Source organism: Klebsiella sp. HC6, assembly GCF_022605325.1.
GTDB classification, from domain to species: Bacteria; Pseudomonadota; Gammaproteobacteria; order Enterobacterales; family Enterobacteriaceae; genus Klebsiella; species Klebsiella terrigena.
The window spans coordinates 1,772,663-1,796,220 of record NZ_CP093276.1; the positions used below are offsets into that span (position 1 = coordinate 1,772,663).

Annotated in this window: 20 protein-coding genes; 19 read left to right on the plus strand and 1 reads right to left on the minus strand. The window is 60.1% G+C overall.

The window, feature by feature from the left end; translation table 11 throughout:
* Window positions 1–12: 12 nt before the first annotated feature.
* The 12 genes from nuoB to nuoN all read left to right on the plus strand — a co-directional run bounded on the left by nuoB (window position 13) and on the right by nuoN (window position 14,770).
* Entirely contained in the window at window positions 13–687 is a 675-nt protein-coding gene (gene nuoB / locus MMW58_RS08805; RefSeq protein WP_002913178.1) for an NADH-quinone oxidoreductase subunit NuoB, read from the plus strand.
* 89 nt (window positions 688–776) lie between these two features.
* Window positions 777–2,585 (plus strand): NADH-quinone oxidoreductase subunit C/D, encoded by a 1,809-nt coding sequence (nuoC, locus tag MMW58_RS08810; RefSeq protein ID WP_041146563.1) that lies wholly within the window; start codon window positions 777–779, stop codon window positions 2,583–2,585.
* 2 nt (window positions 2,586–2,587) lie between these two features.
* Window positions 2,588–3,088: an NADH-quinone oxidoreductase subunit NuoE gene (gene nuoE, locus MMW58_RS08815; protein WP_041146562.1), complete on the plus strand. Its 501-nt coding sequence runs from the start codon at window positions 2,588–2,590 to the stop codon at window positions 3,086–3,088.
* Window positions 3,085–4,422 (plus strand): NADH-quinone oxidoreductase subunit NuoF, encoded by a 1,338-nt coding sequence (gene nuoF, locus MMW58_RS08820; RefSeq protein WP_045856046.1) that lies wholly within the window; start codon window positions 3,085–3,087, stop codon window positions 4,420–4,422. Before nuoE ends, nuoF begins: the two co-directional genes overlap by 4 nt.
* Window positions 4,423–4,504: 82 nt before the next feature.
* Window positions 4,505–7,231 carry an NADH-quinone oxidoreductase subunit NuoG gene (gene nuoG, locus MMW58_RS08825; RefSeq protein ID WP_133599226.1) on the plus strand — a complete coding sequence of 909 codons (2,727 nt, stop codon included), beginning with the start codon at window positions 4,505–4,507 and terminating at the stop codon, window positions 7,229–7,231.
* Window positions 7,228–8,205, plus strand: coding sequence for an NADH-quinone oxidoreductase subunit NuoH (gene nuoH, locus MMW58_RS08830; protein WP_076945791.1), 978 nt, complete (start codon window positions 7,228–7,230; stop codon window positions 8,203–8,205). Before nuoG ends, nuoH begins: the two co-directional genes overlap by 4 nt.
* Window positions 8,206–8,219: 14 nt before the next feature.
* A complete protein-coding gene (gene nuoI, locus MMW58_RS08835) occupies window positions 8,220–8,762 on the plus strand; it encodes an NADH-quinone oxidoreductase subunit NuoI (protein WP_015365590.1) in 543 nt (180 codons plus the stop codon).
* A 10-nt stretch (window positions 8,763–8,772) separates the two neighbouring features.
* Complete coding sequence (gene nuoJ, locus MMW58_RS08840; RefSeq protein WP_095100576.1) at window positions 8,773–9,327, plus strand: NADH-quinone oxidoreductase subunit J; 555 nt, start codon at window positions 8,773–8,775, stop codon at window positions 9,325–9,327.
* Window positions 9,324–9,626: an NADH-quinone oxidoreductase subunit NuoK gene (nuoK, locus tag MMW58_RS08845; protein ID WP_002913148.1), complete on the plus strand. Its 303-nt coding sequence runs from the start codon at window positions 9,324–9,326 to the stop codon at window positions 9,624–9,626. Before nuoJ ends, nuoK begins: the two co-directional genes overlap by 4 nt.
* Window positions 9,623–11,464 (plus strand): NADH-quinone oxidoreductase subunit L, encoded by a 1,842-nt coding sequence (nuoL, locus tag MMW58_RS08850; RefSeq protein WP_133599222.1) that lies wholly within the window; start codon window positions 9,623–9,625, stop codon window positions 11,462–11,464. The genes nuoK and nuoL overlap by 4 nt, the downstream gene beginning before the upstream one ends.
* Before the next feature lie 312 nt (window positions 11,465–11,776).
* On the plus strand, window positions 11,777–13,306 hold the full coding sequence (nuoM, locus tag MMW58_RS08855; protein WP_133599221.1) for an NADH-quinone oxidoreductase subunit M: 1,530 nt from the start codon (window positions 11,777–11,779) through the stop codon (window positions 13,304–13,306).
* A 6-nt stretch (window positions 13,307–13,312) separates the two neighbouring features.
* Window positions 13,313–14,770: an NADH-quinone oxidoreductase subunit NuoN gene (gene nuoN, locus MMW58_RS08860; RefSeq protein WP_133599219.1), complete on the plus strand. Its 1,458-nt coding sequence runs from the start codon at window positions 13,313–13,315 to the stop codon at window positions 14,768–14,770.
* A gap of 79 nt (window positions 14,771–14,849) precedes the next feature.
* Here nuoN and rnz read toward each other — a convergent pair whose 3' ends face one another.
* Window positions 14,850–15,770 (minus strand): ribonuclease Z, encoded by a 921-nt coding sequence (gene rnz, locus MMW58_RS08865; protein WP_133599217.1) that lies wholly within the window; start codon window positions 15,768–15,770, stop codon window positions 14,850–14,852.
* Window positions 15,771–15,905: 135 nt separating this feature from the next.
* Here rnz and MMW58_RS08870 point away from each other — a divergent pair, with 135 nt between their 5' ends.
* The 7 genes from MMW58_RS08870 (at window position 15,906) to menE (ending at window position 23,514) form a co-directional block, all read left to right on the plus strand.
* On the plus strand, window positions 15,906–16,382 hold the full coding sequence (locus MMW58_RS08870; RefSeq protein ID WP_241723134.1) for a GNAT family N-acetyltransferase: 477 nt from the start codon (window positions 15,906–15,908) through the stop codon (window positions 16,380–16,382).
* A 124-nt stretch (window positions 16,383–16,506) separates the two neighbouring features.
* Window positions 16,507–17,802 (plus strand): isochorismate synthase MenF, encoded by a 1,296-nt coding sequence (gene menF, locus MMW58_RS08875; protein WP_241723135.1) that lies wholly within the window; start codon window positions 16,507–16,509, stop codon window positions 17,800–17,802.
* Between the two features lie 76 nt (window positions 17,803–17,878).
* On the plus strand, window positions 17,879–19,549 hold the full coding sequence (gene menD, locus MMW58_RS08880) for a 2-succinyl-5-enolpyruvyl-6-hydroxy-3-cyclohexene-1-carboxylic-acid synthase (protein WP_241723136.1): 1,671 nt from the start codon (window positions 17,879–17,881) through the stop codon (window positions 19,547–19,549).
* Window positions 19,546–20,304, plus strand: a complete 759-nt coding sequence (gene menH, locus MMW58_RS08885) for a 2-succinyl-6-hydroxy-2,4-cyclohexadiene-1-carboxylate synthase (RefSeq protein ID WP_241723137.1) — start codon at window positions 19,546–19,548, stop codon at window positions 20,302–20,304. The genes menD and menH overlap by 4 nt, the downstream gene beginning before the upstream one ends.
* Before the next feature lie 14 nt (window positions 20,305–20,318).
* Entirely contained in the window at window positions 20,319–21,176 is an 858-nt protein-coding gene (gene menB / locus MMW58_RS08890; protein ID WP_041146549.1) for a 1,4-dihydroxy-2-naphthoyl-CoA synthase, read from the plus strand.
* Window positions 21,176–22,141, plus strand: a complete 966-nt coding sequence (gene menC, locus MMW58_RS08895; RefSeq protein WP_241723138.1) for an o-succinylbenzoate synthase — start codon at window positions 21,176–21,178, stop codon at window positions 22,139–22,141. Before menB ends, menC begins: the two co-directional genes overlap by 1 nt.
* Window positions 22,138–23,514 carry an o-succinylbenzoate--CoA ligase gene (gene menE / locus MMW58_RS08900; RefSeq protein ID WP_241723139.1) on the plus strand — a complete coding sequence of 459 codons (1,377 nt, stop codon included), beginning with the start codon at window positions 22,138–22,140 and terminating at the stop codon, window positions 23,512–23,514. The genes menC and menE overlap by 4 nt, the downstream gene beginning before the upstream one ends.
* The last annotated feature ends 44 nt before the right edge of the window (window positions 23,515–23,558 follow it).

Here is a 23,558-nt window from a genome sequence, read left to right on the forward strand (position 1 = left end):
CGAGGCAATAAGATGGATTATACGCTCACCCGCATAGATCCTAACGGTGAGAACGACCGTTACCCCCTGCAAAAACAGGAGATCGTAACTGACCCCCTGGAGCAAGAAGTCAACAAAAGCGTGTATATGGGGAAACTCGAACACGCGCTGCATGACATGGTGAACTGGGGCCGTAAGAACTCAATCTGGCCCTATAACTTCGGCCTTTCTTGCTGCTACGTAGAAATGGTGACGTCATTCACTGCGGTGCATGACGTCGCGCGTTTTGGCGCAGAAGTTCTGCGTGCCTCTCCTCGTCAGGCTGACCTGATGGTGGTCGCGGGCACCTGCTTCACCAAGATGGCACCGGTTATTCAGCGTCTTTACGATCAGATGCTGGAGCCGAAATGGGTTATTTCCATGGGGGCGTGTGCCAACTCCGGCGGTATGTACGATATTTATTCTGTCGTGCAGGGCGTAGATAAATTTATTCCGGTTGATGTTTACATCCCGGGCTGTCCGCCGCGTCCGGAAGCTTATATGCAGGCGCTGATGCTGCTGCAGGAATCCATTGGTAAAGAGCGCCGTCCTCTCTCGTGGGTGGTTGGCGATCAGGGCGTTTATCGCGCCAACATGCAGTCGGAACGTGAGCGTAAACGCGGCGAACGCATTGCAGTGACCAATCTGCGGACTCCGGACGAGATTTAATTTGCGCCTGCGGGCGGCGGCAAAATACTTCGCAAATCAATCTACAACAGCGCGAAGCGTCGCCCGGCAGTCACCACGGACCTTTTGCAATGGTGAACAATATGACCGATTTAAACGCGCATGACGCCGCACCAGCCTGGCAAACCCGCGATCACCTTGATGACCCGGTGATCGGCGAACTGCGCAATCGTTTTGGCCCGGATGCCTTTACCGTTCAGCCAACTCGTACCGGCGTACCGGTAGTTTGGGTGAAGCGCGAGCAGCTGCTCGAGGTGGCCGATTTCCTGAAGAGATTGCCAAAACCTTACATCATGCTGTTCGATCTGCACGGCATGGACGAACGTCTGCGCACCCACCGTGACGGGCTACCCGCCGCGGATTTCTCCGTTTTCTATCACCTGATTTCTATTGAACGCAATCGCGATATCATGCTCAAGGTAGCATTATCCGAAAACGATCTGCGCGTTCCGACATTGACCAAACTGTTCCCTAACGCCAACTGGTATGAGCGTGAAACGTGGGAAATGTTTGGCATCGATATCGAAGGCCACCCGCACCTGACGCGCATCATGATGCCGCCGACCTGGGAAGGCCACCCGCTGCGTAAAGACTATCCGGCACGCGCCACCGAATTCGACCCGTTTGAGCTGACGAAAGCGAAACAGGATCTGGAAATGGAAGCGCTGACCTTCAAGCCGGAAGAGTGGGGCATGAAGCGCGGGACCGAAAATGAGGACTTTATGTTCCTTAACCTCGGCCCGAACCACCCCTCCGCGCACGGTGCTTTCCGTATCGTTCTGCAGCTGGATGGCGAAGAGATCGTCGACTGCGTTCCGGATATCGGCTACCACCACCGCGGCGCCGAAAAGATGGGCGAGCGCCAGTCGTGGCACAGCTACATTCCTTACACCGACCGTATCGAATATCTCGGCGGCTGCGTCAATGAGATGCCGTACGTGCTGGCGGTAGAAAAGCTGGCGGGTATTACCGTGCCGGATCGCGTCAACGTGATTCGCGTGATGCTCTCCGAGCTGTTCCGCATCAACAGCCACCTGCTGTATATCTCCACCTTTATTCAGGACGTTGGCGCCATGACGCCGGTGTTCTTTGCCTTTACCGATCGCCAGAAAATCTACGATCTGGTAGAAGCCATCACCGGTTTCCGTATGCACCCTGCGTGGTTCCGCATCGGCGGCGTCGCGCATGACCTGCCGCGCGGCTGGGATCGCCTGCTGCGTGAATTCCTTGAGTGGATGCCAAAGCGTCTGGATTCCTACGAAAAGGCCGCGCTGCGTAACAGCATTCTGATTGGCCGTTCGAAAGGGGTGGCCGCTTACAATGCGAAAGAAGCGCTGGAGTGGGGCACCACTGGTGCTGGCCTGCGCGCCACCGGCATTGGCTTCGACGTGCGTAAATGGCGTCCGTATTCAGGCTATGAGAACTTCGACTTTGAAATCCCGACCGGCGGCGGCATCTCCGACTGCTACACCCGCGTGATGTTAAAAGTCGAAGAGCTGCGCCAGAGCCTGCGCATCCTTCAGCAGTGTCTCGATAATATGCCGGAAGGGCCGTTCAAGGCGGATCACCCGCTGACTACGCCGCCGCCGAAAGAGCGCACGCTGCAGCATATCGAAACCCTGATCACCCACTTCCTGCAGGTTTCCTGGGGTCCGGTCATGCCGGCCAACGAATCCTTCCAGATGGTTGAAGCGACGAAGGGTATTAACAGTTACTACCTGACCAGTGACGGCAGCACCATGAGCTATCGCACCCGTATCCGCACGCCGAGCTATGCGCACCTGCAGCAGATTCCGGCGGCGATTCGCGGCAGCCTGGTATCCGATCTTATCGTATATCTGGGTAGTATCGATTTTGTTATGTCAGACGTGGACCGCTAATTATGCACGAAAATCAACAACCACAAACCGAGGCTTTTGAGCTGAGTGCGGCAGAACGTGAGGCAATTGAGCACGAGAAGCACCACTACGAAGACCCGCGTGCGGCGTCCATCGAAGCGCTGAAGATCGTTCAGAAACAGCGTGGCTGGGTGCCGGATGGCGCGATCTATGCGATCGCCGACGTGCTGGAGATCCCGGCAAGCGATGTCGAAGGCGTTGCCACCTTCTACAGCCAGATCTTCCGTCAGCCGGTTGGCCGTCACGTTATTCGCTACTGCGACAGCGTGGTGTGTCACATCACCGGCTATCAGGGGATTCAGGCAGCACTTGAGCAAAAGCTGAATATCAAGCCGGGTCAGACAACGTTTGATGGCCGCTTTACCCTGTTACCGACCTGCTGTCTGGGTAACTGTGATAAAGGCCCAAGCATGATGATTGATGAAGACACCCACAGTCATCTGACGCCGGAAGGAATTCCTGATTTGCTGGAGCGGTATAAATGAAAAACGTTATCCGAACTCCCGAAACGCATCCGCTAACCTGGCGCCTGCGCGATGACAAACAGCCGGTATGGCTGGATGAGTATCAGAGCAAAAACGGCTACGAGGGCGCCCGTAAGGCGCTGCTGGGCCTGGCGCCGGATGAGATCGTCAACCAGGTGAAAGACGCCGGCCTGAAAGGGCGCGGCGGCGCGGGCTTCTCCACCGGTCTGAAGTGGAGCCTGATGCCGAAAGACGAATCCATGAACATCCGTTACCTGCTGTGTAACGCCGATGAGATGGAGCCGGGCACCTATAAAGACCGCCTGCTGATGGAGCAGCTGCCGCACCTGCTGGTGGAAGGCATGCTGATCTCCGCGTTTGCGCTGAAAGCGTACCGCGGCTACATCTTCCTGCGCGGCGAATATATTGAAGCGGCGGTTCATTTACGCCGCGCCATTGCCGAAGCGACCGAAGCTGGCCTGCTGGGCAAAAACATTCTCGGCACCGGTTTCGATTTCGAACTGTTCGTGCACACCGGGGCAGGGCGCTACATCTGCGGCGAAGAGACCGCGCTGATTAACTCCCTCGAAGGTCGTCGCGCCAACCCGCGCTCCAAGCCGCCGTTCCCGGCGAGCTCCGGCGTGTGGGGTAAGCCGACCTGCGTCAACAACGTTGAAACCCTGTGTAACGTCCCGGCCATTCTGGCCAACGGCGTCGAATGGTACCAGAACATCTCTAAGAGCAAAGATGCGGGTACCAAGCTGATGGGCTTCTCCGGTCGAGTGAAGAACCCGGGCCTGTGGGAGCTGCCGTTCGGCACCACCGCGCGTGAAATCCTCGAAGATTATGCCGGCGGTATGCGCGATGGCCTGAAGTTTAAAGCCTGGCAGCCGGGTGGCGCGGGTACTGACTTCCTGACCGAAGCGCATCTCGATCTGCCGATGGAGTTCGAAAGTATTGGCAAGGCGGGCAGCCGTCTGGGGACGTCGCTGGCGATGGCCGTTGACCACGAGATCAATATGGTATCGCTGGTGCGTAACCTTGAAGAGTTCTTCGCCCGCGAGTCCTGCGGCTGGTGTACGCCCTGTCGCGACGGCCTGCCGTGGAGCGTGAAGATCCTGCGCGCCCTTGAGCGCGGCGAAGGCCAGCCGGGTGATATCGAGACACTTGAGCAACTGTGTCGATTCCTTGGGCCGGGTAAAACCTTCTGCGCGCATGCGCCAGGCGCGGTCGAACCGCTGCAAAGCGCCATTAAATATTTCCGCGACGAATTCGAAGCAGGCATTAAGCAGCAGTTCAGTAATACCCATGCAATCAACGGGATTCAGCCGAACCTGCTTAAGACGCGCTGGTGATTCCCACCGACTCATTCAGCTGCTTCAAGGCGGCAGCCGGGTGAGGAAGTGGTAACGATTTTTTTAATTTGGAAGCATGCTAATGGCTACGATTCATGTAGACGGCAAAGAATACGAGGTCAACGGAGCGGACAACCTGCTAGAGGCTTGTCTCTCTCTCGGTCTTGATATTCCATACTTTTGCTGGCATCCGGCGCTCGGCAGCGTCGGCGCTTGCCGCCAGTGTGCGGTGAAGCAATATCAAAACGCGGAAGACACGCGTGGTCGCCTGGTGATGTCCTGTATGACACCGGCATCGGACGGCACTTTTATTTCCATTGACGACGGCGAAGCGAAGCAGTTCCGCGAAAGCGTGGTTGAGTGGCTGATGACCAACCACCCGCACGACTGTCCGGTCTGCGAAGAGGGCGGTAACTGCCACCTGCAGGATATGACCGTGATGACCGGTCATAGCTTCCGTCGCTACCGCTTTACCAAGCGCACCCACCGCAATCAGGATCTGGGGCCGTTCATCTCGCACGAAATGAACCGCTGCATCGCCTGCTACCGCTGCGTACGCTACTACAAAGACTATGCTGACGGCACCGATCTGGGCGTTTATGGCGCTCACGACAACGTCTACTTTGGTCGCCCGGAAGACGGCGTGCTGGAGAGCGAATTCTCCGGCAACCTGGTTGAAGTCTGCCCGACCGGCGTATTCACCGATAAAACGCACTCCGAGCGCTACAACCGTAAATGGGACATGCAGTTTGCGCCAAGCATCTGCCAGCAGTGCTCCATTGGTTGTAACATCAGCCCGGGTGAGCGTTACGGCGAGCTGCGTCGTATCGAAAACCGCTATAACGGCACCGTCAACCGCTACTTCCTCTGTGACCGCGGTCGTTTCGGCTACGGCTACGTGAACCTGAAAGACCGTCCGCGTCAGCCGGTTCAGCGCCGCGGCGACGATCTGATCGCCCTCAACGCCGAGCAGGCCATGCAGGGCGCGGCGGATATTCTGCGCCAGTCGAAAAAAGCGATCGGCATCGGCTCCCCGCGCGCCAGCCTCGAAAGCAACTTTGCGCTGCGCGAGCTGGTCGGCGCCGAGAACTTCTATACCGGCATCGCTAAAGCCGAGCAGGAACGTCTGCAGATGATGCTGACGGTGCTGCGCGACGGCGGTATTCATACCCCGGCGCTGCGCGACATTGAATCCTACGATGCGGTACTGGTGCTGGGTGAAGATCTTACCCAAACCGGCGCCCGCATTGCGCTGGCCGTACGCCAGGCGGTGAAAGGTAAAGCGCGTGAAATGGCCGCGGCGCAGAAAGTCGCCGACTGGCAGATTGCCGCGATCCTTAATATCGGCCAGCGTGCGAAGCATCCGCTGTTTGTCACCAATATCGACGACACCCGTCTGGACGACGTCGCCGCGTGGACCTACCGCGCGCCGGTTGAAGATCAGGCGCGGCTGGGCTTTGCCATTGCGCATGCGCTGGATGAAACCTCGCCGGCGGTGGAAGGCCTGAGCAAAGATCTGCAGGGCAAAATTGACGTGATCGTCCAGGCGCTGGCCGGGGCGAAGAAACCGCTGATCGTCTCCGGAACCAACGCCGGCAGCATCGAGATTATTCAGGCCGCGGCGAACGTCGCTAAGGCGCTGAAAGGTCGCGGCGCAGACGTCGGCGTGACTATGGTTGCCCGCGCGGTGAACAGCGTCGGTCTGGGGATGATCGGCGGCGGTTCGCTGGAAGAGGCGTTGAGCGAGCTGGAAACCGGCGCCGCCGATGCGGTTATCGTGCTGGAAAACGATCTGCATCGTCACGCTTCCGCCGCGCGCGTAGACGCTGCGCTGGCCAAAGCGCCGCTGGTGATGGTCGTTGACCATCAGCGCACGGCGATCATGGAAAAAGCGCATCTGGTGCTCTCTGCGGCAAGCTTCGCCGAAAGCGACGGCACGGTGGTCAACAACGAAGGCCGCGCCCAGCGTTTCTTCCAGGTTTATGACCCGGCCTACTACGATGCGAATACCGTGATGCTGGAGAGCTGGCGCTGGCTGCATTCGCTGCACAGCACCGTCGACAACCGCCAGGTTGACTGGACGCAGCTGGACCACGTCATTGACGCGGTGGTGGCTAAGCTGCCGCAGCTGGCAGGCATTAAAGATGCAGCGCCGGACGCGAGCTTCCGCATTCGCGGTCAGAAGCTGGCCCGTGAACCGCATCGTTACAGCGGCCGCACGGCGATGCGCGCCAATATCAGCGTGCATGAACCGCGCCAGCCGCAGGACAAAGACACCATGTTTGCCTTCTCGATGGAAGGGAACAACCAGCCGTCCGCTCCGCGTTCGCAAATTCCGTTTGCGTGGGCGCCGGGCTGGAACTCCCCGCAGGCGTGGAACAAATTCCAGGATGAAGTGGGCGGTAAGCTGCGCCACGGCGATCCGGGCGTGCGCCTGATTGAGGCTTCCGCCGAGGGCCTGGATTACTTCACCGCGGTGCCGGAAAGCTTCCAGGCCGAAGAAGGGAAATGGCGGATTGCGCCGTACTACCATCTGTTCGGCAGCGACGAGCTTTCACAGCGCTCGCCGGTGTTCCAGAGCCGCATGCCGCAGCCGTATCTCAAGCTTAACCCGGAAGATGCCGCGAAGCTTGGCGTCAACGCGGGGGCGATGGTCTCCTTCAGCGTTGAGGGTCATCTGCTCAGCCTGCCGCTGATTATCTCTGCGGGCCTGACGGCAGGGCAGGTTGGCCTACCGATGGGCATGCCTGGCATTGCGCCGGTTCTGACCGGAGCGCGTATTGATACTCTGCAGGAGGCAAAAGCATGAGTTGGTTAACTCCGGATCTCATCGACATTCTGTTAAGCATCCTGAAGGCGGTGGTCATTCTGCTGGTGGTTGTCACCTGTGGCGCATTCATGAGCTTCGGCGAACGTCGCCTGCTGGGTTTGTTCCAGAACCGCTATGGACCTAACCGCGTCGGCTGGGGCGGTTCGCTGCAGCTGGTTGCCGACATGATCAAAATGTTCTTTAAAGAGGACTGGGTTCCGCGCTTTACCGATCGCGTGATCTTTACTCTGGCACCGGTTATCGCCTTTACCTCGCTGCTGCTGGCCTTCGCTATCGTGCCGGTCAGCCCGTCGTGGGTGGTGGCCGACCTGAACATCGGCATCCTGTTCTTCCTGATGATGGCAGGCCTGGCGGTCTACGCGGTGCTGTTTGCCGGCTGGTCGAGTAATAACAAATACTCGCTGCTGGGCGCGATGCGCGCTTCCGCGCAGACGCTGAGCTACGAAGTGTTCCTCGGCCTCTCCCTGATGGGCGTGGTGGCGCAGGCGGGATCGTTCAATATGGGCGATATCGTCAACAACCAGGCGCATCTGTGGAACGTTATCCCGCAGTTCTTTGGCTTTGTTACCTTTGCGATTGCGGGCGTGGCCGTGTGTCACCGTCACCCGTTTGACCAACCGGAAGCCGAGCAGGAGCTGGCCGATGGCTACCACATTGAATATTCCGGCATGAAGTTCGGCCTGTTCTTCGTCGGTGAATATATCGGGATTGTCACCGTATCGGCGCTGATCGTGACGCTGTTCTTCGGCGGCTGGAATGGCCCATGGTTACCTCCGTTCATCTGGTTCGCGCTGAAAACCGCGTTCTTCATGATGATGTTCATTTTGATCCGCGCATCATTACCGCGTCCACGCTATGACCAGGTAATGTCCTTTGGCTGGAAGGTATGCCTGCCATTAACGCTGATCAACTTGTTGGTAACGGCGGCTGTCATTCTCTGGCAGGCGCAATAAGGGGTGAATTGACCATGACCTTAAAAGAATTATTGGTGGGGTTCGGCACCCAGGTCCGCAGTATCTGCATGATCGGGATGCACGCCTTCGCCAAACGTGAAACCCAGATGTACCCGGAAGAGCCGGTATATCTGCCGCCGCGCTATCGTGGCCGCATCGTGCTGACGCGCGATCCGGACGGCGAAGAGCGCTGCGTTGCCTGTAACCTGTGTGCGGTAGCGTGTCCGGTAGGCTGTATCTCTTTGCAAAAAGCAGAGACCAAAGACGGCCGCTGGTACCCGGAGTTTTTCCGCATCAACTTCTCACGCTGCATTTTCTGCGGTCTGTGCGAAGAAGCGTGCCCAACCACGGCGATTCAGTTGACCCCGGACTTCGAACTGGGTGAATACAAGCGTCAGGATCTGGTGTACGAAAAAGAGGATCTGCTGATTTCCGGTCCGGGCAAATACCCGGAATATAACTTCTACCGGATGGCGGGTATGGCAATCGACGGCAAAGATAAGGGCGAAGCAGAGAACGAAGCTAAGCCTATCGACGTCAAGAGCCTGTTACCGTAAGGAGAGGGCAATGGAATTCGCTTTTTATATCTGTGGCCTTATCGCCATCCTCGCAACCCTGCGGGTGATCACCCACACCAATCCGGTGCACGCGCTGCTGTACCTGATTATTTCGCTGTTAGCGATTGCTGGCGTGTTCTTTTCGCTGGGTGCGTACTTCGCCGGGGCGCTGGAGATCATCGTCTACGCCGGGGCCATCATGGTGCTGTTCGTCTTCGTGGTGATGATGCTTAACCTTGGCGGCAGCGAAATTGAGCAGGAGCGTAAGTGGCTGCAGCCGGGGATCTGGATCGGCCCGGCCATCCTCTCCGCGGTGCTGCTGGTGGTTATCGTTTATGCCATCCTCGGTCTTAACGATCAGGGCATTGAAGGCAATGCGATAAGCGCGAAAGAAGTCGGTATTGCGCTGTTTGGCCCGTACGTACTGGCGGTGGAGCTGGCCTCCATGCTGCTGCTGGCCGGTCTGGTTGTTGCCTTCCATATCGGCCGCGAAGAGCGCGTCGGTGAGGTGCTGAGCAACCGCCAGAACGATAGCGACAAAAGAAAAACGGAGGAGCACGCATGATCCCCTTAACACATGGACTGATCCTCGCCGCGATCCTGTTTGTTCTCGGTCTGACGGGTCTGGTGATTCGCCGCAATCTGCTGTTTATGCTGATTAGCCTGGAGATCATGATCAACGCCGCGGCGTTGGCCTTCGTGGTTGCCGGAAGCTACTGGGGTCAGGCCGATGGTCAGATAATGTATATTCTCGCGATCAGCCTTGCGGCTGCGGAAGCGAGTATCGGTCTGGCGCTGCTGCTGCAGCTCCATCGTCGCCGCCAGAACCTGAACATCGATTCAGTAAGTGAGTTGCGTGGATGAACATGCTTTCCTTAACCATTCTTTTGCCATTGATTGGCTTTGTGCTGCTGGCCTTTTCCCGCGGGCGCTGGTCGGAAAACCTCTCCGCCACCGTGGGGATGGGGTCGGTAGGCCTGGCCGCGCTGGTTACGGCCTTCGTTGGGATGGACTTCTTTGCTAACGGCAGGCAGGCGATCAGCGTTCCGCTGTGGACGTGGATGTCGGTGGGCGATTTCAACATCGGCTTTAACCTGGTGCTGGACGGTCTCTCCCTGACCATGCTCTCCGTGGTTACCGGCGTCGGTTTCCTGATCCACATGTTCGCCTCCTGGTACATGCGCGGGGAAGAGGGCTACTCCCGCTTCTTCGCCTACACCAACCTGTTTATCGCCAGCATGGTGGTTCTGGTGCTTGCCGATAACCTGCTGCTGATGTACCTCGGCTGGGAAGGCGTGGGCCTGTGCTCCTATCTGCTGATCGGTTTCTACTATACCGATCCGAAGAACGGCGCCGCGGCGATGAAAGCGTTTGTGGTGACCCGCGTCGGCGACGTGTTCCTCGCCTTCGCGCTGTTCATTCTCTACAACGAGCTGGGGACCCTGAACTTCCGCGAAATGGTCGAGCTGGCACCCGCGCACTTCGCGGCCGGCAACAACATGCTGACGTGGGCGACCCTGATGCTGCTGGGCGGCGCGGTGGGTAAATCTGCCCAGCTGCCGCTGCAGACCTGGCTTGCGGACGCGATGGCCGGCCCGACGCCGGTCTCCGCGCTGATCCACGCCGCGACGATGGTTACCGCGGGCGTCTACCTGATAGCCCGTACCCACGGCCTGTTCCTGATGACGCCGGAAATTCTGCATCTGGTGGGTATCGTTGGTGCGGTGACGCTGGTGCTGGCAGGTTTCGCCGCGCTGGTGCAGACCGATATCAAACGCGTGCTGGCCTACTCGACGATGAGTCAGATTGGCTACATGTTCCTGGCGCTGGGCGTTCAGGCATGGGACGCGGCGATTTTCCATCTGATGACCCACGCGTTCTTTAAAGCGCTGCTGTTCCTGTCGTCTGGTTCGGTGATCCTCGCCTGCCATCACGAGCAGAACATCTTCAAAATGGGCGGCCTGCGTAAATCGATTCCTCTGGTGTACGTCTGCTTCCTGGTGGGGGGCGCGGCGCTGTCCGCACTGCCGCTCATCACCGCAGGCTTCTTCAGTAAGGATGAGATCCTCGCCGGCGCGATGGCTAACGGTCATATCAACCTGATGGTTGCCGGTCTGGTCGGCGCGTTTATGACCTCGCTGTACACCTTCCGCATGATCTTCATCGTGTTCCACGGCAAAGAGCAGATTCACGCTCACGCGGGCAAGGGGATTACCCATCACCTGCCGCTGATTGTTCTGCTGGTTCTGTCGACCTTCGTTGGCGCGCTGATTGTTCCGCCGCTGCAGGGCGTACTGCCGCAGACCACCGAGCTTGAGCACGGTCGCGTGATGACGCTGGAAATCGTCTCCGGGATCGTGGCTATCGCCGGTATCCTGATCGCCGCATGGCTGTGGCTGGGTAAACGCACGCTGGTGACCTCCATTGCCAATAGCGCCCCTGGCCGCCTGCTCGGCACCTGGTGGTACAACGCCTGGGGCTTCGACTGGCTGTACGACAAGGTGTTCGTGAAGCCGTTCCTCGGCGTGGCGTGGCTGCTGAAAAGCGATCCGCTGAACTCGATGATGAACATTCCGGCTATCCTCTCCCGCTTTGCAGGTAAAGGCCTGCTGCTAAGCGAGAACGGTTATTTACGCTGGTATGTCGCGTCAATGAGCATCGGTGCGGTTGTCGTGCTGGCGCTGCTGATGGTACTGCGTTGAGTTTGTTGGCTGGGTGAGCGACTGCCGGATGGCGCTGCGCTTATCCGGCCGACAAACCCTAAAAGAATTTTAGAATTCGTTGAAAATCTGTTCCTGAGGTACAGGCGTCATCGGCGAAGTCAGACCGAAGACCGCCAGCGCAGAGCAACCGCAGCGTACGAAAGTGCGCGAGGATGATTCGCGAAGCTCACCCCTACGGGGCCGTCCTTACGGACGTTCAAAACGCGATGCGTTTTGTGCGAGCACTGGCAGGATTCGGGCTGGCGAGCGAGATAGCCTGATCAGGAGTAAATATAAGGGACATACTCAGCTATGTTATTACCCTGGTTAATACTAATCCCCTTTATCGGCGGGTTCCTGTGCTGGCAGACCGAACGCTTTGGCGTGAAGATGCCGCGCTGGATTGCGCTGATTACCATGGGACTGACGCTGGTTCTCTCACTGCAGCTGTGGCTGCAGGGCGGCTATTCTCTGACACAGTCTGCGGGTATTCCCCAGTGGCAGTCTGAATTTGTCATGCCGTGGATCCCTCGCTTCGGTATTAGCATTCATCTGGCAATCGACGGTCTGTCGCTGCTGATGGTGGTGCTGACCGGCCTGCTCGGCGTACTGGCGGTACTCTGTTCATGGCGCGAGATCGAAAAGTATCAGGGCTTCTTCCACCTCAACCTGATGTGGATCCTGGGTGGCGTCATCGGCGTGTTCCTTGCCATCGACATGTTCCTGTTCTTCTTCTTCTGGGAGATGATGCTGGTGCCGATGTACTTCCTGATCGCGCTCTGGGGCCATAAGGCTTCCGACGGTAAAACGCGTATCACGGCGGCCACCAAGTTCTTCATCTATACCCAGGCGAGCGGGCTGGTGATGCTGATTGCCATCCTGGCGCTGGCGTTCGTGCACTTCAACGCCACCGGCGTGTGGACCTTCAACTATGAAGATCTGCTGAAGACGCCGATGTCCCACGGCGTGGAATACGTGCTGATGCTGGGCTTCTTCATCGCCTTCGCGGTGAAAATGCCGGTAGTACCGCTGCACGGCTGGCTGCCGGACGCGCACTCCCAGGCGCCGACCGCCGGTTCCGTTGACCTCGCGGGGATCCTGCTGAAAACCGCGGCCTACGGTCTGCTGCGTTTTGCGCTGCCGCTGTTCCCGAACGCCTCCGCCGAATTTGCGCCCATCGCTATGTGGCTGGGTATCATCGGTATTTTCTACGGCGCGTGGATGGCCTTCTGCCAGTACGATATCAAACGCCTGATTGCCTACACCTCCGTTTCTCATATGGGCTTCGTGCTGATTGCCATCTATACCGGCAGCCAGCTGGCCTATCAGGGTGCGGTGATTCAGATGATTGCGCACGGCCTCTCCGCTGCCGGTCTGTTTATCCTTTGCGGCCAGCTTTACGAGCGCCTGCACACGCGTGATATGCGCCAGATGGGCGGCCTGTGGAGCAAAATTAAGTGGCTGCCGGCCCTGTCGATGTTCTTCGCCGTGGCGACCCTCGGGATGCCGGGTACCGGTAACTTTGTCGGTGAGTTCATGATCCTGTTCGGCAGCTATAAAGTGGTGCCGGTGATTACCGTGATCTCCACCTTTGGTCTGGTGTTCGCTTCCGTCTACTCGCTGGCGATGCTGCATCGTGCCTACTTCGGTAAAGCGAAGAGCGAGATTGCGGCGAAAGAGCTGCCGGGAATGTCGCTGCGCGAGCTGTCGATTGTTCTGCTGCTGGTGGTTCTGCTGGTGCTGCTGGGCTTCTTCCCGCAGCCGATTCTGGACACCTCACATGCTGCGATGAGCAACATTCAGCAGTGGTTTGTTAATTCTGTTTCTACTACAAGGCCGTAATTCGCCATGACAATAACTCCACAACAACTGATCGCACTGCTACCGCTGCTGATCGTCGGCTTGACGGTGGTGGTTGTGATGCTCTCCATTGCGTGGCGACGCAATCATTTCCTTAATGCCACGCTGTCGGTTCTCGGGCTTAACGCCGCGCTGATATCGCTTTGGTTTGTCGGTCAGAACGGCGCGATGGACGTTACGCCGCTGATCCGCGTTGACGGCTACGCCATGCTCTACACCGGGCTGGTGCTGCTGGCGAGCCTGGCGACCTGTACTTTTGCCTATCCGTGGCTTGAGGGTTACAAGGACAATAAAGAAGAGTTCTACCTGCTGGTGCTCATCGCCGCGCTGGGTGGCATTCTGCTGGCGGGAGCAAACCATCTGGCGGCGCTGTTCCTCGGTATCGAATTGATTTCGCTGCCGCTGTTCGGCCTCATCGGCTACGCTTTCCGCCAGAAACGGTCTCTGGAAGCCAGTATCAAATACACCATCCTCTCCGCCGCAGCCTCTTCTTTCCTGCTGTTCGGTATGGCGCTGGTGTACGCGAACTCCGGCAATCTCTCCTTCCTGGCCCTCGGTAAGAGCCTGGCGGATAACACCCTGCACGAGCCGCTGCTGCTGGCGGGTCTGGGGCTGATGATTGTCGGTCTGGGCTTTAAGCTGTCGCTGGTGCCGTTCCACCTGTGGACGCCGGACGTTTATCAGGGCGCGCCGGCGCCGGTATCAACCTTCCTGGCCACCGCCAGCAAGATTGCTATCTTCGGCGTGGTGATGCGTCTGTTCCTGTATATGCCGGTAGGCAACAGCGAAGCGGTGCGCATCGTGCTGGGCCTGATAGCCTTTGCGTCCATCATCTTCGGTAACCTGATGGCGCTGAGCCAGACCAACATCAAACGCCTGCTCGGCTACTCCTCGATCTCGCATCTCGGCTATCTGCTGGTGGCGCTGATCGCCCTGCAGAGCGGCGAAATGTCGATGGAAGCCGTCGGCGTCTATCTGGCCGGCTACCTGTTCAGCAGCCTCGGCGCCTTCGGCGTGGTGAGCCTGATGTCCAGCCCGTACCGCGGCCCGGATGCCGACTCGCTGTACTCCTATCGCGGCCTGTTCTGGCACCGTCCGATTCTGTCTGCGGTGATGACGGTGATGATGCTGTCGCTGGCCGGTATTCCGATGACGCTGGGCTTCATCGGTAAGTTCTACGTGCTGGCGGTCGGCGTGCACGCGCACCTGTGGTGGCTGGTTGCCGCCGTGGTGGTGGGTTCGGCGATTGGTCTTTACTACTACCTGCGCGTCGCGGTGAGTCTCTATCTGAGCGCGCCGGAGAAACTGAACCGCGATGCGCCGTCTAACTGGCAGTACAGCGCCGGCGGTATCGTAGTGCTGATCTCGGCTCTGCTGGTGCTGGTACTCGGCGTCTGGCCGCAGCCGCTGATTAGCATCGTACAGCTGGCAACGCCGCTGATGTAAAGCGGCTACGGCTGCAAAAAAACCGCCGGTCTGCGATCGGCGGTTTTTTTATGCGCGTCGTTAAGCCGGGCCAGCCCGTTTAGCGGATGGGATAGACCATAAAATCCTCCGCCAGCAGGGTCTGCGGGAAGATCTCCCTGCACTCCGCCAGCAGGCGCTGACAGCCCTGCAGGTCGTAGCGCGAGCTGAAATGGGTGGCGATAAAGGTGCCGACCCCGGCATCGCGCGCCAGCGCCGCCGCCTGCTGGCTGGAGGAGTGCCCGCGAGCGTTCGCCTTCTCGGCCATCGCCTGTTCCAGGGTGGTCTCATGAATCATGACGTCCACGCCGCGCGCCAGCTCAAGCGCCGCCGCACAGGGCGCCGTATCGCCAAAGATGGCCAGCTTTTTCCCCGGCGTCGTCGGGCCAAGATAGCGCCGGCCGTCGACGATGCGCCCGTCGGCAAGCTCGACGCTTAGCCCCTGTTTGAGCTGCTGAAACAGCGGCCCGGAGGGAACGCCGTCGGCGATAAGACGGGCCGCGTCCAGGGTGCCGGGCTTGTCGTGCTCTTCAATGCGGTAGCCGTAGCACTCCACCGGATGGTTTAGCGGCCAGGCCGTGACCCGATACCCGGCGTCGTCCAGAATAAGGCCGGGGCCAACTTCGACAATATCCAGCGGATAATCGGTCCACGAGCCGCTGAGGCGCAGCGCCACTTCGACAAACTCCCGCAGCCCTTTTGGCCCGTAGAGGGTCAGCGGCAGCGAGTTACCCTGCATTGAGCGGCTGCACAGCAGGCCGGGGAGGCCAAACAGATGGTCGCCGTGAAGATGGGTAATAAAAATTTTATTCAGCTTGCCGGGGTGCAGGGCGGTATGCAGAAACTGATGCTGGGTGCCTTCTCCGCAGTCGAACAGCCAGACCTCCGCCGCCGTTGGCTGTTGCAAATTCAGCACGATAGACGTCATATTACGCGTACGGGTCGGCACGCCAGCGGATGTCCCCAAAAAAGTTAATTCCATCGTCCTGTGTCCTTAGGGCGTGAGTCAAAAAACAGAGTATACCCGTCATCCCTCAGGTTGCGCGCGCGTTGGCTGAGCTTGCCGCCTTCATGCCGCCGGAATGATGCAGGGCCCACTTCAATAAAGGAATAATAGATGATGATATGGCAGGATCTCCACCATAGCGAGCTGACCGTCCCGCAGCTCTATGCGCTGCTAAAGCTGCGCTGTGAAGTCTTTGTCGTCGAGCAAAACTGTCCCTACCAGGACGTTGACGGCGACGATCTGAGCGGTGAAAACCGTCATCTTCTCGGCTGGCGCGGCGATGAGCTGGTGGCCTATGCGCGGATCCTGAAAAGCGCAGAGGATTTTGAACCGGTGGTGATTGGCCGGGTTATCGTCAGCCCGGCGGTGCGGGGTGAGAAGCTCGGCTATCAGCTAATGGAAAATGCGCTCGCCAGCTGCGCCCGCCAATGGCCGCAGAAAGCTATCTACCTCGGCGCTCAGGCGCATTTACAGCGCTTCTACGCCAGCTTCGGCTTCCAGGCGGTGACCGACGTTTACGACGAAGACGGGATCGCGCATATCGGCATGGCCCGCGAGGCCGCAGCGGACCCGCTCCTGCCCAGGTAGCCGCAGGCTATCACGACTTCCTGAATGACGGGCAGGCAGCCAAAGGCCACTCCCTCATCGTGGGTACTGCTATTTCTTGCCAGGACCCCGTATAATGTGGGGTTTTTATCCTGTGGAGGTTTGCGTGCTGTCTGTTTCCGCTGCGCTGGAAAGCTTACGCGGCTGCCTGAACGATGAGTTCCCCGCATCGCCCGGCACGCGAATTTTCGATGTTTCGTTTCCTCTCCAGGACGCGTTTGATCCCCTGCTGTGGTGCGGGCACCAGCCTCAGTGGCCGCAGTTTTACTGGCAGCAGCGCAGCGGCGACGAAGAGCTTGCCGCGCTCGGGGCGGTGAAAAGGTTCTCTTCGCTGGCCGAAGCGCAGCGTTTTTTACAGCATCAGCAGCATCAGGACCTGCGTATTTGCGGCCTGAATGCGTTCAGTCCGCAGGTCGGGGCGCTGGTGCTGCCGCGGCTGGAGTGGCGTCGGGTTGGGGGAACGGCGTCGCTGCGGCTGGTGCTGTGTAGCGACGCTTCGCTGCGCGAAGATGCTCATGCGGCGCGCGAGTTTCTGCACTCCTTGACGGCGGAGCAGGCGCGGCCCGCGGCGATACCTGAGCTACTCAGCGAACGGCACGTCCCGGAATACCCGCGCTGGCGTGAGCTTATCCTGCAGGCTACCCGGGCCATTGCGGCCGCAGAGATGGAAAAAGTTGTCCTGGCGCGCGCCACGGACCTGCGCTTTGCCGCTCCCTTATATGCCTGGTCGATTGTGGCCGCCAGCCGCCGCAGCAACTTTAACTGCTTCCACTTCCTGATGGCCTTTAACCCGCAGCAGGCGTTTTTCGGCTCAACGCCGGAGCGGCTGTGGCGTCGGCGCGGAACGCTGCTGCGTACCGAGGCGCTGGCGGGTACCGTCGCCGGCCATGCTGACGATCGCCGGGCGCGGGCGCTGGCCGACTGGTTAATGCAGGACGATAAAAACCAGCGGGAGAACATGCTGGTGGTGGAGGATATTTGCCAGCGCATGCAGGATGAAGTGCAGATGCTGGAGGTGCTGCCGCCGCAGGTGGTACGCCTGCGTAACGTGCAGCATCTGCGGCGCTGCATCTGGACGGCGCTAAACGCACCCGACGATACCCGCTGCCTGCACCAGCTGCAGCCTACGGCGGCGGTCGCCGGGCTGCCGCGGCGGGCGGCGCTGGACTTTATCACTCAGAATGAACCCTTTATCCGCGAATGGTACGCCGGTTCCGCCGGCTATCTGTCGCTGGCACAAAGCGAATTCTGCGTGGCGCTACGCTCGGCGAAGGTGGAGAACGACACCCTCAGGCTCTACGCCGGCGCCGGGATTGTCAGCGGTTCCGATCCTGAGCAAGAGTGGCAGGAAATTGAAAATAAAGCGGCGGGGCTGCGTTCGTTGCTGCTGAGAAAAATGTAGATAAACGACGCATATCAATACTCCATCACTTTGTATTACCTATACTTAGCCTCAATATTTGATATCGGACAATTTCATGTCAGTAAGCGCATTTAACCGACGCTGGGCGGCGGTGATCCTTGAAGCATTAACCCGCCACGGCGTGCAGCATATTTGCATTGCGCCGGGGTCGCGCTCGACGCCCTTAACGCTGGCAGCCGCGGAAAACCGCGCATTGATTCCCCATACTCATTTTGACGAACGCGGGCTTGGCCACCTGGCGCTGGGGCTGGCGAAGGCCAGCCGGCAGCCGGTGGCGGTCATCGTCACCTCCGGTACCGCCACGGCCAATCTCTATCCGGCGCTGATTGAAGCCGGGCTGACCGGCGAAAAGCTGATTCTGCTTACCGCTGACCGGCCACCGGAGCTTATCGACTGCGGCGCCAACCAGGCTATCCGCCAGCCGGGCATGTTCTCATCGCACCCGTCCGAAACCCTCTCTTTGCCGCGTCCGTCGCAGGATATTCCCGCGCGCTGGCTGGTTTCAACCATCGACCAGGCGCTGGGCGCGCTGCATTCCGGCGGCGTACATATTAACTGCCCGTTTGCCGAGCCGCTGTATGGCGATATGGACGATACCGGCGTGAGCTGGCAGCAGCAGCTCGGGGAGTGGTGGCAGAGCGATACGCCCTGGCTGCGTCAGTCGCTGCATCTCGGTAGCGAAAAGCAGCGCGACTGGTTTTTCTGGCGACAAAAGCGCGGCGTGGTGATCGCCGGGCGCATGAGCGCCGCCGAAGGCGTACAGGCCGCCGCGTGGGCGAAAATGCTCGGCTGGCCGCTGATTGGCGACGTGCTTTCGCAAACCGGGCAGCCGCTGCCCTGCGCCGATTTATGGCTGGGTAACGGTAAAGCGGTCAGCGAGCTGGAGCAGGCGCAAATCGTCGTTCAGCTGGGCAGCAGCCTGACCGGAAAACGCCTTCTGCAGTGGCAGGCGACCTGCGAGCCCGAGGAGTACTGGCTGGTCGATAATTTACCCGGCCGTTTAGATCCGGCCCAGCACCGCGGCCGCCGTCTGGTCTGCCCGGTGGGGGAGTGGCTTGAGCTGCATCCGGCGGAAAAACGCCAGCCCTGGGCAACGACGCTGCCGGTTCTCGCGCAGCAGGCCTGGCAGGCGACGGTGGAAAGCAGCGAGCGCTTCGGCGAGGCCCAGCTCGCCCACCGCATTCATCGCTATCTGCCGGATCAGGGGCAGCTATTCGTGGGCAATAGTCTGGTGGTGCGCTTAATTGACGCGCTCTCGCAGCTGCCGGCGGGATATCCGGTCTACAGCAACCGCGGCGCCAGCGGCATTGACGGCCTGCTGGCAACCGCCGCCGGCGTGCAGCGGGCCAGCGCCCGCCCTCTGCTGGCGATCGTGGGCGATCTTTCTGCGCTCTACGATCTGAATTCGCTGGCGCTGCTGCGCCATGCCTCGGCGCCGCTGGTGCTGATTATTGTCAACAACAACGGCGGGCAGATCTTCTCTCTGCTGCCGACGCCGCAGGAAGAAAGGCGCCAGTTTTATTTAATGCCGCAGGATGTCAACTTCGGGCACGCCGCGGCGATGTTCGATCTCGACTACCACCGCCCGGGCTGCTGGGACGAGCTGGAGACGGCGCTGTCCGGCGCGTGGCGGAGCCCTGGCGCAACCGTGATTGAGCTGGCGGTGAACGAAACCGACGGCACCCATACTTTGCAGCAGCTGCTGGCGAGGGTGAGTCGTCTATGAGCCTGCACGCCGAGTGCGAGCGCGGCCAGGCCAATCAACCCTGGCTGATTTTTTTACACGGTTTTTCGGGCGACAGTCGCGAATGGCAGCCGGTCGGGGAGGCGTTTAGCGCCCGTTCGCGGCTCTATATCGACCTGCCCGGTCACGGCGGTTCCCGCGATATTCAGGTCGGTGATTTTGCCGATGTCTGCCGGCTACTGCAGGAGACGCTGGATAGTTACAGCATCCTTAACTACTGGCTGATTGGCTACTCCCTCGGCGGCCGCATCGCGATGGCCTTTGCCTGCCAGCCGCGCGACGGTCTGTGCGGGCTGGTCGTGGAGGGCGGTCATCCGGGGCTCGTTGACGATAGCGAGCGCCTGCAGCGTCGGCGCAGCGATGCGGCCTGGGCCGAACGCTTTCGTCACGAACCGCTGCCCCAGGTCTTTGCAGACTGGTACCAGCAGCCGGTTTTCGCCTCACTGGATGCGCTGCAGCGGGCGGACTTAATCGCGCTACGCAGCCGCAACCATGGCGCCAATCTGGCCGCCATGCTGGAGGCGACGTCGCTGGCGGTGCAGCCCGATCTGCGCCCGGCGCTGCGCGCCTGCCGCTTTCCTTTTCACTATCTTTGCGGCGCGCGCGATGACAAATTCCGCGCGATAGCCAGAGATCTCGCCGCGACGATACACGTTATTCATCATGCCGGGCACAACGCACATCGGGAAAATCCCGCCGCGGTAACCGCCTGCCTGGCGCAGTTTTTAGCAAGTTAACTAAAGGACATTCTATGATCTCTCTTGATGAAGCCATGCTCTACGCCCCCGTTGAATGGCACGATTGTTCCGAAGGCTATACCGATATTCGTTACCAAAAATCGACGGACGGTATTGCTAAAATCACCATTAACCGCCCGCAGGTGCGTAATGCATTCCGTCCGCTGACCGTAAAAGAGATGATTCAGGCGCTGGCGGATGCCCGCTATGACGACAATATTGGCGTCATTATCCTGACCGGTGAAGGGGACCTGGCGTTCTGCGCCGGCGGCGACCAGAAGGTGCGCGGCGACTACGGCGGCTATCAGGACGATTCCGGCGTGCATCACCTGAACGTGCTCGATTTCCAGCGTCAGATCCGCACCTGTCCGAAACCGATCGTCGCGATGGTCGCCGGCTACTCCATCGGCGGTGGCCACGTGCTGCATATGATGTGCGACCTGACGATCGCCGCGGAAAACGCCATCTTTGGTCAGACGGGTCCCAAAGTCGGCTCCTTCGACGGCGGCTGGGGCGCAGCCTATATGGCCCGCATCGTTGGCCAGAAAAAAGCGCGTGAAATTTGGTTCCTGTGCCGCCAGTACGATGCGCAGCAGGCGCTGGATATGGGGCTGGTTAACACCGTCGTCCCGCTGGCCGATCTGGAAAAAGAGACCGTTCGCTGGTGTCGCGAAATGCTGCAAAACAGCCCAATGGCTCTGCGCTGCCTGAAGGCGGCGCTGAATGCCGACTGCGATGGTCAGGCGGGTCTGCAGGAGCTGGCGGGTAATGCCACCATGCTGTTCTACATGACCGAAGAGGGCCAGGAAGGGCGCAACGCATTTAATCAGAAGCGTCAGCCGGACTTCAGCAAATTTAAACGGAATCCGTAATGCGCCGGGCGCAGGTTTACCGCTGGCAGATACCGATGGACGCGGGCGTGGTTCTGCGCGAGCGGCGGTTAAAAACCCGTGACGGGCTGTTCGTCCATCTCCTGGAGGGCGAGCGCGAAGGCTGGGGAGAGGTTTCTCCTCTGCCGGGCTTTAGCGAAGAAACCCTGGAAGAGGCGCAGGCTGCGCTGCTGGCGTGGGCGACGGCCTGGCGTCAGGGACAGGATCATCCTTTTCCTGCGCAGCCCTGCGCGGCGTTCGGGATCAGCTGCGCGCTGGCCGAGCTGAATGAGCAGCTGCCGCAGGCGGCAGATTATCGCGCCGCGCCGCTGTGCACCGGCGATCCGGACGAGCTGTTTGCCAGGCTCGCGGCGATGCCGGGCGAGAAGGTCGCCAAGGTTAAGGTGGGCCTGTATGAGGCCGTACGCGACGGCATGGTCGTAAATCTGCTGCTGGAGGCTATCCCCGAGCTGCGGCTGCGTCTGGACGCCAACCGCGCCTGGACGCCGCTCAAGGCGCAGCAGTTCGCAAAATACGTGGATCCGCAGTATCGCGATCGCATCGCTTTCCTTGAGGAGCCGTGCAAAACCCGGGCTGATTCCCGCGCTTTTGCCCAGGAAAACGGTATTACCATTGCCTGGGATGAGAGCCTGCGTGAAGCCGATTTTTGCCTGCAGGCCGAGGCGGGAGTTGGGGCGGTGGTGATTAAGCCAACCCTTACCGGTAGCCTGCAAAAAGTGCAGGAGCAGGTTGTCGCCGCCCACGCTCTGGGGCTGACGGCGGTCATCAGCTCCTCGATTGAGTCGAGCCTTGGGCTGACGCAGCTGGCGCGTATTGCGGCCTGGCTGACGCCGCAGACCGTTCCGGGCCTCGATACGCTGACGCTGATGCAGTCCCAGCTGGTGCGTCCGTGGCCTGAAAGCACGCTGCCGTGCCTGTCAACGGATGCGCTGGAGCCGCTGCTGTGATCTTTCGTGACTGGCCGTGGCGCCACTGGCGTCAGCGGCGGGGCGAGGCGTTTGCTCTGCGGCTGAACGACGATAGCCTGACCTGGCAGCAGCTGTGCGAGCGGGTCGATGCGCTGACGGCGGGGTTCGTAGCTCAGGGCGTAGGTGAAGGCGATGGCGTTATTCTGCGGGCCCACAACCAGCCGGCGGCGCTGCTGGCGTGGCTGGCGCTGCTGCAGTGCGGCGCCAGGGTGCTGCCGCTTAATCCGCAGCTGCCGTCGGCAATGCTGGAGCAGCTGCTGCCGTCCCTCGATGTGCACCATCTGCTGGCGCTTAGCGGCGAGGATAATGCCGCCCTCGGCTATTCGCCGCTGGCTATGCGCACCGAAGCCGGAGAACGCAGCCTGGCCTGGAGCGAAGATCGTCTGGCGTCGATGACGCTGACCTCGGGTTCTACCGGGCTGCCGAAGGCCGCGGTGCATACTTTCCGCGCTCATCTTGCCAGCGCCCAGGGAGTGCTGGCGATGATCCCGCTGGCCACCGACGACGACTGGCTGCTTTCCCTGCCGCTGTTTCACGTCTCGGGGCAGGGAATTCTCTGGCGCTGGCTGCTGGCCGGATCGCGACTGACGGTGCGGGAAAAGCGGCCGTTAGAACAGGCTCTGCAGGGCTGCAGCCACGCGTCGCTGGTGCCAACGCAGCTGTGGCGGCTGCTCAACGGCGATGCGCAGGTATCGCTGAAGGCCGTTCTTCTGGGCGGGGCGGCGATCCCCGTCGAACTGACCGGGCAGGCCCGGGAGAAAGGTATTCGCAGCTGGTGCGGATACGGCCTGACCGAATTTGCCTCGACGGTGTGTGCCAAAGAGGCCGACGGCGAGGCGGATGTTGGACAGCCGTTGCCCGAGCGGGAGCTGAAAATTGTCGACGGCGAGGTTTGGCTGCGCGGGGCCTGCATGGCGGCGGGCTACTGGCGCGACGGCGGGCTGGTGCCGCTGGTTAACGAGCAGGGCTGGTTTGCCACGCGCGATCGCGGCGAGCTGCGTAACGGTAGGCTGACCATCCTTGGGCGTCTGGATAATCTCTTTTTCAGCGGCGGTGAGGGGATCCAGCCGGAAGAGGTTGAGCGGGTGATTATGGCTCATCCGCAGGTCCGCCAGGCGTTCATCGTGCCCCTGGATGATGCCGAGTTTGGCCAGCGTCCGGTGGCGGTGGTAGAAGGCGATGAACGGTGCGACATGGCGGGTTTAGCGGCCTGGGTCGAGAATAAGCTGGCGCGCTTTCAGCAGCCGGTACGCTGGCTGGCGCTGCCCGAGGCGCTGAAAACCGGCGGCATAAAGATTTCGCGTCGGGCGTTACGCGAGTGGGTCAACGCGCATCGGGACGATGGCGCTTAGAGCGGCGGATAACTATCGCCAGTGAATCTTTGAATCATCTTTTG